Source organism: Brevundimonas sp. (assembly GCF_035935935.1).
GTDB lineage: Bacteria > Pseudomonadota > Alphaproteobacteria > Caulobacterales > Caulobacteraceae > Brevundimonas.
This window is the reverse complement of record NZ_DASYWO010000014.1, coordinates 40,843-52,758: the sequence shown is the minus strand read 5'-3', so window position 1 is coordinate 52,758 and position 11,916 is coordinate 40,843. Positions and strand designations below refer to the sequence as shown.

Below are 11,916 nucleotides of genomic sequence, written 5' to 3'. Positions count from 1 at the left end.
CAGTCGTCCGACGTTTCGAACTCGAACTCCGGACCCGTGCCGTCGAACGCGAACGCCGAGACGTTCTCCGCCTTGTGCCAGCCCGCGTCGATCGCGCCGTACCAGCCCAGCGGATCCGCCGAAGCCGCGCCGGCCGACAGCAGTCCCGCCGCCGCGACGGTGGTGAAAAGTTTCAGTTTCATACGGTCCTCACAGTCCATGATGCCAATGGCCATCCGTGTCCCCCGTGAGGGGCCACTACGGCGCGATGAACGGCGGGGACCGTACACGGTTCCGCATTTCGACCACACTGGCCGCGACTGTGGCGCCCTTTCAACACATTTTGCGGGTCGGGCGAGGGCTGGCGGCGGGTTGCGCGGGTCCGCCTGGGCGGACCAATGTGGCGAACCTCCTCAACTGGACCCGACTCCCATGCGCGAAGCCGTCATCATCTCCACCGCCCGCACGCCGATCGGCCGGGCCTACCGCGGGGCGTTCAACGACACCCAGGCCCAGCAGCTGGGCGCGCATGCGGTCCGGCACGCCGTCGCCCGGGCCGGCGTCGATCCGGCCGAGGTCGAGGACGTGGTCATGGGCGCGGCGCTGCAGCAGGGCTCGACCGGCACCAACGTGGCCCGTCAGATCGCCCTGGCCGCGGGCCTGCCGGCCATCACGGCCGGCATGACGCTGGATCGACAGTGCGCCTCGGGCCTGATGGCGATCGCCACCGCGGCCAAGCAGGTCAGCCACGACGGGCAGGTCGTCGCCGTCGGCGGCGGACTGGAGTCGATCTCCCTCGTCCAGAACACGCACATGAACCTGCATCGCATGAAGGACGAGGCGCTGCTGAAGCTGTCCCCGCACATCTACATGTCGATGCTGGAGACGGCTGAGGTCGTGGCGGATCGCTACGGCATCAGCCGTGAGGCCCAGGACGCCTACGCCCTTCAGTCCCAGCAACGCACGGCGCAGGCGCAGGCCGAAGGGCGTCTGGACGCCGAGATCGTGCCCATGACCGCCACCATGCAGGTCGTGGACAAGGCCACAGGGCAGGCCTCCGCCAGGGAGGTCACCCTGTCGAAGGACGAGGGAAATCGTCCCGACACCACGCTGGAAGGCCTGGCCTCGCTGAAGCCTGTGTTCGGCGGCGGTGAGAAGATCGAACAGGGCCGCTTCATCACCGCCGGCAATGCGTCGCAGCTGTCCGACGGCGCCTCGGCCAGCGTGCTCATGGAGGCGAAGGAGGCGGAGCGCCGGGGTCTGACCCCGCTGGGCCGCTACGCCGGCATGGCGGTGGCCGGCTGCGACCCCGACGAGATGGGCATCGGTCCCGTCTTCGCCGTGCCGCGCCTTCTGGAACGTCACGGTCTGACCGTCGACGACGTCGACATCTGGGAACTGAACGAAGCCTTCGCCGTGCAGGTGCTCTACTGCCGTGACCGGTTGGGCATCCCCGATGAGCGGCTGAACGTTTCCGGCGGCGCCATTTCCATAGGCCACCCCTACGGCATGTCGGGGGCCCGGATGACGGGACATGTCCTGATCGAGGGCAAGCGACGCGGCGCCAGATGGGGCGTCGTCACCATGTGCGTCGGCGGCGGGATGGGCGCGGCCGGGCTGTTCGAAATCTACTGAGAACGCCCGAAAAGCCGCGCCCCACGAAAATGGCCCGAAGCGCAAGCGCTTCGGGCTGCGCGGCCGGGCTGTTCGAAATCTACTGAGCCGCCCCGGCCGCCTGCGCCTGCTCCCACGCGCTACGCTCGGCCTCCATCTTCGCGTACCACCGCCCGCGCAGAACGGCCGGGCGGTGGGGATAGCGATCATCCAGAAAGTCGACCTCCACGACGCGGTCGGTGCGGAAGGTGCGGAAGTCGTCCCGCGCCTCGCACCAGCCGACCAGCAGGCGGGTCGTCTCCCGATAGCCGACCAGACAGGGCCAGATGATCCGCACGGTCTCGCGCCCCTGCTCGTCGGCGTACTGCAGCCGGAGCTTGCGGCCGGCGTGGATCCAGGCCCGGACCTTGGCCATGTCCAGCGTCTCGACTTCCCGTTTCCACGTCGGCGGCGAGGTGACGGCCGGCTCCAGCAGCACGGGCCGCAGCTTCTCCGGAACCGTCGCGGCGATCTTGGCGATCAGGTCGCGCGCCGCCCGCGCCAAGGCGGGATCGCCCCGACCCGCCACCCATTGGGCCCCCAGAACCGCCGCCTCGACCTCGTCGGACGTCAGCATCAGCGGGGGCATGTCGAACCCGCCGTCCAGCACGTAGCCGATCCCGGCCTCGCCCCTTATCGGCACGCGTTGCCCCATCAGCGTGGCCACGTCGCGATAGATCGAGCGCTTCGAGGTCTCCAGCTCCGCCGCCATGGCGTCCGCCGTCACCGGCTTCGACGCGCGCCGCAGCACTTGGATGATCTGGAACAGCCTGTCCGCCCGTCTCATCGCATGTCCTCCCGTTGCGACGGATCTCCCGCTGCCGGATCACTCTCGCGCACCGCTGCTGACATCATGCTGTCAGCAGCGTGGCAGTAGTCAACCGACGTTCGCGGCGGCAGGGTCCGTCGCTCAGGGAGGAGCCGCCATGCTGACCTTTTACCACGCGAGCTGGAGCCGCTCCGGACGCATCATGTGGCTGCTGGAGGAGCTCGGGGCCGACTTCGAGATCGTCCAAGTCGACATCGAGCGGCCGCAGTTCGGCGTCGGCGCCCGCGACCCGCGCAATCCGCACCCGGACGGCAAGGTGCCCGCCCTGCGCGATGGAGACGCCCTCGTCACGGAGTCGGCCGCAGTCGCCCTCTATCTGACCGAGCGGTTTCCACAGCCGAACCTCGGCGCGGACCCGGGCTCGGCGGAGCGCGGGGCCTTTCTGAGCTGGATCGCCTGGGTGGCCGGGGAGCTGGAGCCGGCGGTGTGGTCGCGGATGGAGCCGGGCGGTCGAAATCCGATCGCCGACCGGCGCTTCGAGGCCGTCCGGCGCAGATTGTCCGACGCCCTGTCGCGGGGCCCCTGGCTGATGGGCGACCGCTTCACCGCGGTGGACGTCATGGTCGCCTCGACCCTGGCCTGGGCGCGGGAGCATCTGCCGGAGGACGCCGCGCTGGACGCCTATCTGGAACGCGCCACCGCCCGACCGGCCAACGCGTGGGCCATGGCCAAGGACGGTCCGCCGCCGCAGCTGCCGCAGACCTGAGCCGCTCAGGCGGCGTGTGCCGCGCCGGCGTCGTGATCGTCGTCGGAAGGCCGGTCGACGGCGCGCAGCGTGGCGACGAACTCGTCACGCCAGATCGACACGTCGGTGTCGCGCACCACCTGCATCAGCGCCTCCCATTTCCGGCGGCGCTCGGCCAGCGGCAGCGTCAGGGCCCGGTGGATGGCGTCGGACAGCTCCTCGCGGCTGAACGGATTGACCAGCAGCGCCTCGCCCATCTGCTCCGCCGCGCCGGCGAAGCGCGACAGGATCAGCACGCCGGGGTCCTCCGGATCCTGGGCGGCGACGAATTCCTTGGCCACGAGGTTCATGCCGTCGCGCAGCGGGGTGACCAGACCCACCCGCGCCGCGCGATAGATGCCGGCCAGCTGGTCCCGGCGATAGGTGCGGTTCAGATAGCGGATCGGCTGCCAGTCCATCTCGGCGTATTCGCCGTTGATGCGGCCGGCCAGGGCGTCCAGCCGCGCACGGATGTCCTGATAGGCGTCGACCTCGTCCCGGCTGATCGGCGTGACCTGCAGCAGCAACACCTCCGAACGCATGTCGGGATGGCTCTCCAGAAACTGCTCATAGCCCAGCAGCCGCTGCTCGAGGCCCTTGGAGTAGTCCAGCCTGTCCACGCCCACGATCAGCTTGCGGAAGGCGGTCGAGGCGAACATGCGATCGAAGGTCCGGGCGCCCAGCGCCGACTCCTTCGCCTGCTCGAAACCCTCCACGTCGATGCCGATGGGGAAGACGCCGGTCTGGACCCGGCGACCGAAGGCCTCCAGCGCGTCGTTCGGCAGCAGCCGCCCGTCCACTCCGGGCTCCGAGGCGACGTAGTCACGGAACAGGTCCAGCCATTCGCGCGTGTGGAAGCCGATCAGGTCGTAGTCGAACATCGACTCCACCAGTCGCCGGTGATGCGGCAGCGTCACCAGCAGCTGCCGCGCGGGCCACGGCACATGCAGGAAGAAGCCGATCCGGTTCCGGATGCCGCGTCGCCGCAGGTCCCGGGCCAGCGGGATCATGTGATAGTCGTGGATCCAGACCACGTCGTCGGGCTGGATCAGGGGGGCCAGCACTTCGGCGAACCGGGCGTTGGTCCGCTCGTAGCCCTCGCCGTACGACCGCTCATAGGCGGTCAGGTCGACGCGGTGGTGGAACAGCGGCCACAGCGTCTTGTTGGCGTAGCCGTTATAGTATTCGTCGACGTCCTGCGCCTCGAGGTCCACCAGCGCCACGGTGACGCCGCCGCGATCCTCGATCTTCGCCTCCGGCTTCCACTCGGCGGTGGTTTCGCCCGACCAGCCGAACCACAGTCCGTCGAACTTCCTGAGCGCGGCCGACAGGGCCATGGCCAGCCCGCCCACGGAGCCGGCGGCCGGATCTTTCGGAGCCGACACCCGGTTCGACACCACGATCAGGCGGCCGGTCATCGCACGTCGGTCCACGACCGGCTGAGCAGGATGGCGCAGTTGATGATGCCGACCAGCGAATAGGTCTGCGGATAGTTGCCCCACAGCTCGTGGTCCGACAGCGAAATGTCCTCGCTGAGCAGGCCCGCATGCGTGCGCCGGCTCAGCATCTGCTCGAAGATCTCGCGCGCCTCGGCGTCGCGGCCGTTCTGGTGCAGGGCCTCGATGAACCAGAAGGTGCAGAAGTTGAAGGCCGTCTCCGGCTCGCCGAAATCGTCCGGCTCGACGTAGCGGAACAGGTACGGCCCTCTCTTCAGGTCGCGCTCGATCGCGTCGAACGTGGCGACCTGCCGCGGATCCCGGGCGTCGAGAAAGCCGAGATCGGTCATCTGCAGCAGGCTGGCGTCCAGCTCGCGGTTGCCGAAGCTGGCCGCGAACCGGCCCTCGTCCTCGACGAAGGCTTCGGCTTCGATCCGCTCGCGGATGATCTGCGCCCGCGCCCGCCAGAACTCGGCGCGGTCGACCAGTCCAAGATGCGTCGCGGCCTTGGCCAGCCGGTCGCAGGCCGCCCAGCACATGACCGAGGAGTAGGTGTGCACCCGGGCGATGGTCCGGAACTCCCACAGGCCGGCGTCGACCTGGTCGTGCATCTCGAAGGCCCGGTCGCCCACCTTCTCCAGCGCGCGGAAGTCGTCGATCGTCCCCGGCCGAAGCAGGCGCTGGTCGTAGAAGCTCTGCACCAGCGGCAGCACGATCTGGCCATAGACGTCGTGCTGCAGGTGTTCGCGCGCCTGATTGCCGACGCGCACGGGCTTCATGCCGCGATAGCCCTCGACGCTCTCCACCACGCGCTCGTCGATTTCGGCCTCCAGACCCACGCCATAGACCGGCTGCACGTGCCCGCCGCCGGAGTCGTCCACCAGGTTGCGCAGATAGCCCAGATAGTTCTCCAGGATGTCGACCGCGCCCAGCCGGTTCAGCGCCCGCACGACGTAGTAGGCGTCGCGGATCCAGCAGTAGCGGTAGTCCCAGTTCCGGCCGCTCTCGGGAAACTCCGGCACGGACGTGGTCAGCGCCGCGACGATGGCGCCCGTCTCCTCATAGGCGCACAGCTTCAGCGTGATGGCGGCGCGGATCACCGCCTCCTGCCAGTCCAGCGGCAGGTAGAGGCTGCGGACCCAGTCCTGCCAGTACACGACGGTGCGGTCGAGCGCCGCCTGCACCCCCGGGCCGACGTCCTGGTCGTAGCCCTCGTCCGGCCCGAAGAAGAAGGCCAGCGGCTTCTCCAGCCGGAAGGTGCGCTCGTTCAGCACGTGCGACACCGGACAGTCCGTCGTCAGGCGGAACGTCACGTCGGTGCACAGGTAGCGGATGTGGTTGGAGCCGGACGTGTGTTCCGCCCGTCGCGCCCCCCAGTCGGCCGAGGGGCGCAGGCGCACGCGCACGCGGGGCGCGCCTGACAGCGGCCGCAGCAGCCGTCCGAACGCCAGCGGCCGATACGTCCGGCTCAGCTTGGGATGGCGCGGCGCGAAGTCCAGCAGTTCCAGCGCGGCGCCGTCGGCGGCGGTCATGACGGTCCGCAGCACGGGCGTGTTGCGGACGTAGGCCTGCTCCACCTTGACGCAGCCTTCCATCTCCACGTCCCAGAAGCCGTGCTCCGGATCGGTGCCGTTCATCAGCGCCGAAAACACCGGATCGCCGTCGACCCTCGGCGCGCAGGCCCAGACGAAGCGGCCACGCCGGTCGACCAGCGCCGTGACCGCGCAGTTTCCGACGGGGGCGAGGTCCAGGTTCGGGGTCATGCGACGCGCACCCTTTCAAGCCAGTCCAGTACCTGCCCGACGCCTTCCAGCCCGTGCCGGGCCGCCGTGCGTCGCGACGATCCCACCAGCACGCCGAAGCCGCCCAGCGCCTCGGCCGCGCGGAAACCGTGTTCGTCCGTCAGGTCGTCGCCGACCATCACCGGAACGCTCCCCGCAAAGGGCGGTTCGGCCATGAAGGCCGTCAGGGCCGTGCCCTTGTCGGCGCCCGGCGTCTTCAGCTCCATGACCAGCTTGCCGGGTTGCAGCTTCAGGCCGGTCCGCTCTGCCAGATTTCGCGCCAGCGCCTCAGCCGCGTCGGCCTGCCGCGGGTCGCCGCGATAGTGCAGTCCGGCCGCGACTTCCTTGTCCTCGACCAGAAGTCCCGGCCGCTCCCGCGCGAAGGCCTGGAAGGCGGCCACGGCTTCGCGCACCCCTTCGTGCGGCTCCGCCTCGATGATCGCGCCGTCGGCCGTCCGGCGCGCGAGGCCGTGCACGCCCGAGGCCGGCACCACGGCCCGCTCGGCGATGCGGTCGATCTCTTCCAGCGGCCGGCCGCTGACGATGGCCACGCGCCCGTCCAGCCTCTGCGACAGGGCCCGCAGCACGCGGCTGCGTCGCGGGTCCGGCCCCACGGCGTCGGGGGTCGGGGCCAGCGGCGCCAGCACGCCGTCCAGATCCAGGAAAAGCGAGAGGCGCGGCAGGACGTCCGGCGGCGGCGGCAGGCGCGCGGCGAGACTTTCGGCGGCCGGCGCGCCGGCGTCGAGCGTGTCTTGCGGTATCCCCATGACGGTCCGCCAACGCCCCCTCACGGCCAAGGTTCCGAAAAACCGCCGGTCGCCGCCTCCGCGCGCGAGTTGTGCCGGGCGGCGCGATGGGCGAAACCGGAGACATGAACGACGCCGCCATGATCGACCGCGCCCGCGAGGTGGTCCGCCTGAACGTCTCGGCCCTGCAGGCGCTGGAGGCGTCGGTCGGCGACGCCCTTGCGCGGGCCGTCGAGGTGGTGCTGTCGCGGCCCGGCTATCTGATCGTCACCGGCATGGGCAAGTCCGGCCACATCGGCGGCAAGATCGCCGCCACGCTCGCCTCCACGGGCACCGCCAGCTTCTTCGTCCACCCCGCCGAAATGAGCCACGGCGATCTGGGCATGCTGCGCGACGACGTCACCCTGCTGGCGCTGTCGAACTCGGGGGAAAGCCGCGAGCTGCGCGATCCGCTGATCTTCTGTCGCCGGCGCGGCATTCCGGTCATCGGCATGACCCAGCGGCCCGACAGTTTCCTCTCCCGCAGCTCCACCGTCTGCTTGACCTTGCCGCAGGTGGCCGAGGCCTGTCCCAACGGGCTGGCGCCCACCACCTCGACCCTGATGAGTCTGGCGCTGGGCGACGCCCTGGCCATGGTGCTGATGGACCGGCGGGGCTTCACCGCCCAGGACTTCGGCCTGCACCATCCCGGCGGCAAGCTTGGCATGAGCTTGCAGTCAGTGCGCGACTGGATGGGCGACCGCCCGCCCCAGCCGGCCACGATCGCCGCCGACGCCGGCTTCGTTCAGGTCGTCTCGGCCATCACCGAGGGCCGCAAGGGCGCCGTCGCCGTGCTGAATCCCGACGGGACGCTGGGCGGCATCGTCACGGACGGCGACGTGCGCCGCGCCTTCTCGCGCGACGGCGACGTCAAGGCCCTGACGGCGGCCGAACTGATGAGCCCCCGGCCCAAGACGGTCCACCCGGACGCGCGCATGAGCGACGCCCTGGATCTGATGACCCAGAACCGCATCGCCACCCTGCTGGTGGTCGAGGACGCGCGGCCGGTCGCCATCATGCACGTGGCCGAGCTGATGCAGGCGGGTTACGTCAGCTGATGGCCCGCATCTGCGTCGACGGCTTCAACATCGGCCTGCGCAAGACGACCGGCATCGGCGCCTACGGCCGCAATCTGCTGAGCGCGCTCGAGGGCATGGGGCACGAGACCCAGGTCCTGTACGGCCCGCAGTCGAAGCCGTCGAAACGCCCTTTGTTCAACGAGATCGGCCTGATCGACGCGCGTGAAATCCGCGAAGGCGCGCTTGACCGCGTGACCGGCGTATTTTCAGGGCGCCTCGGCCGGACCGCCCGGGCCGTCGAGCCATCCGACGACGTGATCTGGCCCGCCCGCGGCGGCGGCCGCCCCCGGGCCCGGGCGTACTGGACCGCGTCGCGCCTGTTCACCACGGCCCAGCGCAATTTCGCCGGTCAGCGCCGCACCACGCGGCTGCGGTTCGCCGCGCACCCCACGGTCGGCGGTCCGGACGTCGTCCACTGGACCACGCCGCTGCCGTTGCACGCCACGGGCCGGGCAAACGTCCTGACGATCCACGATCTGATCCCGCTGCGCCTGCCGCATGTGACGCTGGACAACAAGCGCGCCTTCTTCCGCCTGTGCCGCGACGCCGCGCGCCGGGCCGACGCGATCGCCGTCGTTTCGGACGCCACCCGTGTCGACGTGGTGCGCCTGCTCGGCGTGCCGGAGGATAAGCTGGTCACCACCTGGCAATCGGTGGAGGTCCCCGCCCGCCTGCGCGATCGCACGGACGCCGACGTGTCCGCGGAGCTGACGTCGGCCTTCGACCTGGGCTGGAAGGACTACTGGCTGCACTGGGGCGCGATCGAGCCCAAGAAGAACCTCGGCCGCGTGGTCGAGGCCTATCTGACCTCCGGCTCGACCCGGCCCCTCGTGGTGGTCGGCGGCAAAGGCTGGCTCGACGAGGACGAGACGGCGCTGATGCATGCGCACCGGTCGCGCGGAAAGGCCCAGCGCAAGCGCATCCGCGTCTTCGACCACCTGCCCTTCTCCCTCCTCGTGTCGCTGATCCGTGGCGCGCGGGGGACGGTGTTCCCGTCGATCTATGAAGGGTTCGGATTGCCCGTGCTGGAATCCATGCTGCTGGACACCCCGGTGATCACCTCGAACGTCGCTTCGCTTCCGGAGGTGGCGGGAGACGCGGCGATCATGGTCGACCCCTATGACCCGGCCGCCATTTCGCGGGCCATCCGGGATCTGGACGCCGACGACGCCCTCGCCGACGACCTCGTCGCCCGCGGCAGGGTGCAGGCGGCGAAATTCAGCCCTGCGGCGCACCGGGCGCGGCTGCAGGACCTGTACGCCCGGGTTCTGTGACCCGCGTCCTGTTCGAGGTGGGGCGGCTGATCGGCCGTCGGGACCGGGCCGCGCCGACCGGCGTCGACCGGGTGTGCCTCGCCTACGACAGATGGCTGCGTGGCCTGAAGGGCGTGACCGTCGTTCCGGTGCACACGACCCGCCGCCGCATGACGGCGCTGGACCCGCGATGGGTCGGGGACCGCATCGCGGAGCTGGCCCATCGCTGGACGGGGGACGCATCCGCGGCGCCCTTGCCCGCCGAGACCCGGCTGATCCGCGCCCTGACGGGACCCCGCCCCTCACGCTCGTTGCTGGACGCGCCGACGGAGGTCGAAACCGGCCGGGGGCGCCGCACCGTCGAACGCCTGCTCCGCACCCGACCCCTGCCGGAGCCGAGGCGGGGCGACGTCTACGTCGACGTCGGCCACGCGCCGCTGGACGGCCCCTACGGATTGGCGCGTCTCAGGACACAGGGCGTTCGTCCCCTTGTCATGATCCACGACCTGATCCCGGTCTCTCATCCGGAGTTCTGCCGGCCCGGCGAAGGCCCGCGCCACCGGAGCCGCGTCCGGGCCGCCCTGACGCACGCGTCGGGCATCGTGGCCAACTCGGTCGCCACGGCGGAAGCGCTGGCGGCCTTCGCCGCACGCGAAAACGTCACGCCGCCGCGCCTCGTCGCCGCGCCGCTGGGTCTGGAGGCGCTGTTCGCAGGTCCGCGGTGGGCGCCGGGCGCCGCGCCGTACTTCGTCTGCGTCGGCACGCTGGAGGCGCGCAAGAACCTCGCCTTTCTGCTGACGGTCTGGCGCCGTCTGGCGGAGACCATGGGCGACGCCGCGCCGCGCCTTGCGCTGATCGGCCGCCACGGCTGGGAGAACGAGGCGGTTCTCGATCTGCTGGAGCGGTCGCCGCCGCTTCAGGGGCTGGTGCACCACGCCGCCGACCTGCCCGACGCCGCGCTGGCTCGCCTTATGACGGGCGCCCGCGCGGTTCTCGCCCCCTCCGCCGTCGAGGGATTCGACCTCCCGGCCCTCGAGGCGTTGTCGCTGGGCGTGCCCGTGATCGCTTCGGACATCGCCGCCCATCGCGAGCTGGCCAGGGGCGCGCGCCTGATCGATCCGCTCGACGGCCCCGGCTGGACCTCGGCGATCGCCTCGGCCTGTGCGGTCGTCAGTCCGCGGGCGATCTTCACGCCGCCGACATGGCCCGACCACTTCGCGGCGGTCGCCCCGCTGGCGGGCCTGCCGGAAGGCCGATAGGGTCGCGGCATGACGCGTCGCCTGTCCGCCCTCTGCGCCGCCCTGCTGCTCGCCGGCTGTTCCACCCTGCCGGCGGACGGGCCGTCGTCGCGCGCTTTGGACGCGGCGTCGGCCACCTATGCCATGGTCGAGCTGGACTATGCGACGACGCAGGCGCTTCGGCTGGTCGAGCCCGGCGAGGACGCGGGCCTCACGGGCGCGGACTTCGCAGGGCCGCTGGACCTGATCGGCGTCGACGACGTGCTCAGCGTCTCGATCTACGAGCCGTCCGGCGCCCTGTTCGGCGCGCGGGGCCCCGACGGCCGGGTGTCGGGCGGATCGGAGACCCTGTCGGCCACGGTCGATCGCGAGGGACGAATCGGCGTGCCCTTCGGCGGTCGCGTCGCCGTGGCCGGTCTGACCTCGTCCCAGGCCGCCGACGCCGTGCGGCGCGCCCTTCAGGGTCGGGTCGGATCACCGCAGGTCACCGTTTCCCTCGCCGAGCGGCCGTCCAACGGCGTCACCGTGCTGGGCGAGGTGCGCACGCCCGGCCGCGCGACCTTACGCACCGGCGCCAGTCGCGTTCTGGACGTGATCGCCTCGGCCGGCGGCGCCTCGCGCCCGGCGGAAGAGGTCGAGGTGCGCCTGCGTCGCGACGGCCGCGAATGGTCCGCCCCCCTGACGGCGGTCATGTCGCGGTTCGACGCCAACGTGCGGCTGGCCCCCGGCGACCAGCTGGCGCTGATCCACCGCCCGCGCCGGTTCTCGGCTTTCGGCGCCCTGGGCCAGGTCACCCAGCAGGACATGGGTCCGGGCGAGCTGACCCTCGCCGCCGCACTGGCCCGCACCGGCGGTCTGGCCCCCGACCGGGCCGACGCGCGTCAGGTGCTGGTGTTCCGCTTCGAGCGGCCGGAGATCGCGCGGGCGCTGGGCCTGTCCCAGCCCGTCTCGCCCCGCGGCGTGCCGGTGATCTACCGGCTGGACCTGTCGCGGCCGGACGGCCTGTTCGTCGCCCAGGAATTCGTCGTCCGACCCGACGACCTGATCTACGTGCCGCGTTCGGGCTCTGCGGAGCTTCGCGGCTTCTTCGAACTGGTCCAGAGCGTGACGCGCGTCGTCTACGACGTCTCGGTCACCGGCGCCGCGAACTTCGACTGAG

The 11,916-nt window shown here is 70.9% G+C and carries 10 protein-coding genes and 1 pseudogene; 6 read left to right on the top strand and 5 right to left on the bottom strand.

Features of this window, described 5'->3' with window-relative positions:
* Nucleotides 1-182: pseudogene (locus VGR32_RS13420) on the bottom strand (cell envelope biogenesis protein OmpA); the annotation flags it as partial.
* A 229-nt stretch (nucleotides 183-411) separates the two neighbouring features.
* Here VGR32_RS13420 and VGR32_RS13415 point away from each other — a divergent pair.
* A complete protein-coding gene (locus tag VGR32_RS13415; RefSeq protein WP_327451475.1) occupies nucleotides 412-1,614 on the top strand; it encodes an acetyl-CoA C-acyltransferase in 1,203 nt (400 codons plus the stop codon).
* A 79-nt stretch (nucleotides 1,615-1,693) separates the two neighbouring features.
* On the opposite strand, the gene VGR32_RS13410 is transcribed toward VGR32_RS13415, so the two are convergent.
* On the bottom strand, nucleotides 1,694-2,419 hold the full coding sequence (locus tag VGR32_RS13410; protein WP_327451473.1) for a YafY family protein: 726 nt from the start codon (nucleotides 2,417-2,419) through the stop codon (nucleotides 1,694-1,696).
* A gap of 139 nt (nucleotides 2,420-2,558) precedes the next feature.
* On the opposite strand from VGR32_RS13410, the gene VGR32_RS13405 reads away from it, so the two are divergent.
* Nucleotides 2,559-3,167: a glutathione S-transferase family protein gene (locus VGR32_RS13405; protein ID WP_327451471.1), complete on the top strand. Its 609-nt coding sequence runs from the start codon at nucleotides 2,559-2,561 to the stop codon at nucleotides 3,165-3,167.
* A gap of 5 nt (nucleotides 3,168-3,172) precedes the next feature.
* Here the strand turns inward: VGR32_RS13405 and VGR32_RS13400 are convergent, their stop codons facing one another.
* Genes VGR32_RS13400 through otsB form a run of 3 tightly spaced genes read right to left on the bottom strand, consistent with a single transcriptional unit; the run spans nucleotide 3,173 to nucleotide 7,169 of the window.
* Nucleotides 3,173-4,603, bottom strand: a complete 1,431-nt coding sequence (locus VGR32_RS13400) for an alpha,alpha-trehalose-phosphate synthase (UDP-forming) (RefSeq protein WP_327451469.1) — start codon at nucleotides 4,601-4,603, stop codon at nucleotides 3,173-3,175.
* Nucleotides 4,600-6,384 carry a glycoside hydrolase family 15 protein gene (locus VGR32_RS13395; protein ID WP_327451467.1) on the bottom strand — a complete coding sequence of 595 codons (1,785 nt, stop codon included), beginning with the start codon at nucleotides 6,382-6,384 and terminating at the stop codon, nucleotides 4,600-4,602. Before VGR32_RS13395 ends, VGR32_RS13400 begins: the two co-directional genes overlap by 4 nt.
* A complete protein-coding gene (gene otsB / locus VGR32_RS13390) occupies nucleotides 6,381-7,169 on the bottom strand; it encodes a trehalose-phosphatase (protein ID WP_327451465.1) in 789 nt (262 codons plus the stop codon). Before otsB ends, VGR32_RS13395 begins: the two co-directional genes overlap by 4 nt.
* Nucleotides 7,170-7,273: 104 nt before the next feature.
* On the opposite strand from otsB, the gene VGR32_RS13385 reads away from it, so the two are divergent.
* The 4 genes from VGR32_RS13385 to VGR32_RS13370 are packed head-to-tail and all read left to right on the top strand — an operon-like array spanning nucleotide 7,274 to nucleotide 11,915.
* Nucleotides 7,274-8,245 carry a KpsF/GutQ family sugar-phosphate isomerase gene (locus VGR32_RS13385; RefSeq protein ID WP_327451463.1) on the top strand — a complete coding sequence of 324 codons (972 nt, stop codon included), beginning with the start codon at nucleotides 7,274-7,276 and terminating at the stop codon, nucleotides 8,243-8,245.
* Entirely contained in the window at nucleotides 8,245-9,540 is a 1,296-nt protein-coding gene (locus tag VGR32_RS13380; RefSeq protein ID WP_327451461.1) for a glycosyltransferase family 1 protein, read from the top strand. Before VGR32_RS13385 ends, VGR32_RS13380 begins: the two co-directional genes overlap by 1 nt.
* Entirely contained in the window at nucleotides 9,537-10,778 is a 1,242-nt protein-coding gene (locus VGR32_RS13375) for a glycosyltransferase (protein ID WP_327451459.1), read from the top strand. Before VGR32_RS13380 ends, VGR32_RS13375 begins: the two co-directional genes overlap by 4 nt.
* A gap of 9 nt (nucleotides 10,779-10,787) precedes the next feature.
* Entirely contained in the window at nucleotides 10,788-11,915 is a 1,128-nt protein-coding gene (locus tag VGR32_RS13370; protein ID WP_327451457.1) for a polysaccharide biosynthesis/export family protein, read from the top strand.
* Nucleotide 11,916 lies beyond the last annotated feature (1 nt).

Bases quoted from the DNA above. Each gene is read 5' to 3' on its own strand.
- VGR32_RS13385 (WP_327451463.1), top strand. From the start codon at position 7,274: ATGAACGACGCCGCCATGATCGACCGCGCCCGCGAGGTGGTCCGCCTG.
- VGR32_RS13415 (WP_327451475.1), top strand. From the start codon at position 412: ATGCGCGAAGCCGTCATCATCTCCACCGCCCGCACGCCGATCGGCCGG.
- VGR32_RS13410 (WP_327451473.1), bottom strand. From the start codon at position 2,419: ATGAGACGGGCGGACAGGCTGTTCCAGATCATCCAAGTGCTGCGGCGC.
- VGR32_RS13400 (WP_327451469.1), bottom strand. From the start codon at position 4,603: ATGACCGGCCGCCTGATCGTGGTGTCGAACCGGGTGTCGGCTCCGAAA.
- VGR32_RS13370 (WP_327451457.1), top strand. From the start codon at position 10,788: ATGACGCGTCGCCTGTCCGCCCTCTGCGCCGCCCTGCTGCTCGCCGGC.
- VGR32_RS13405 (WP_327451471.1), top strand. From the start codon at position 2,559: ATGCTGACCTTTTACCACGCGAGCTGGAGCCGCTCCGGACGCATCATG.
- otsB (WP_327451465.1), bottom strand. From the start codon at position 7,169: ATGGGGATACCGCAAGACACGCTCGACGCCGGCGCGCCGGCCGCCGAA.
- VGR32_RS13395 (WP_327451467.1), bottom strand. From the start codon at position 6,384: ATGACCCCGAACCTGGACCTCGCCCCCGTCGGAAACTGCGCGGTCACG.
- VGR32_RS13380 (WP_327451461.1), top strand. From the start codon at position 8,245: ATGGCCCGCATCTGCGTCGACGGCTTCAACATCGGCCTGCGCAAGACG.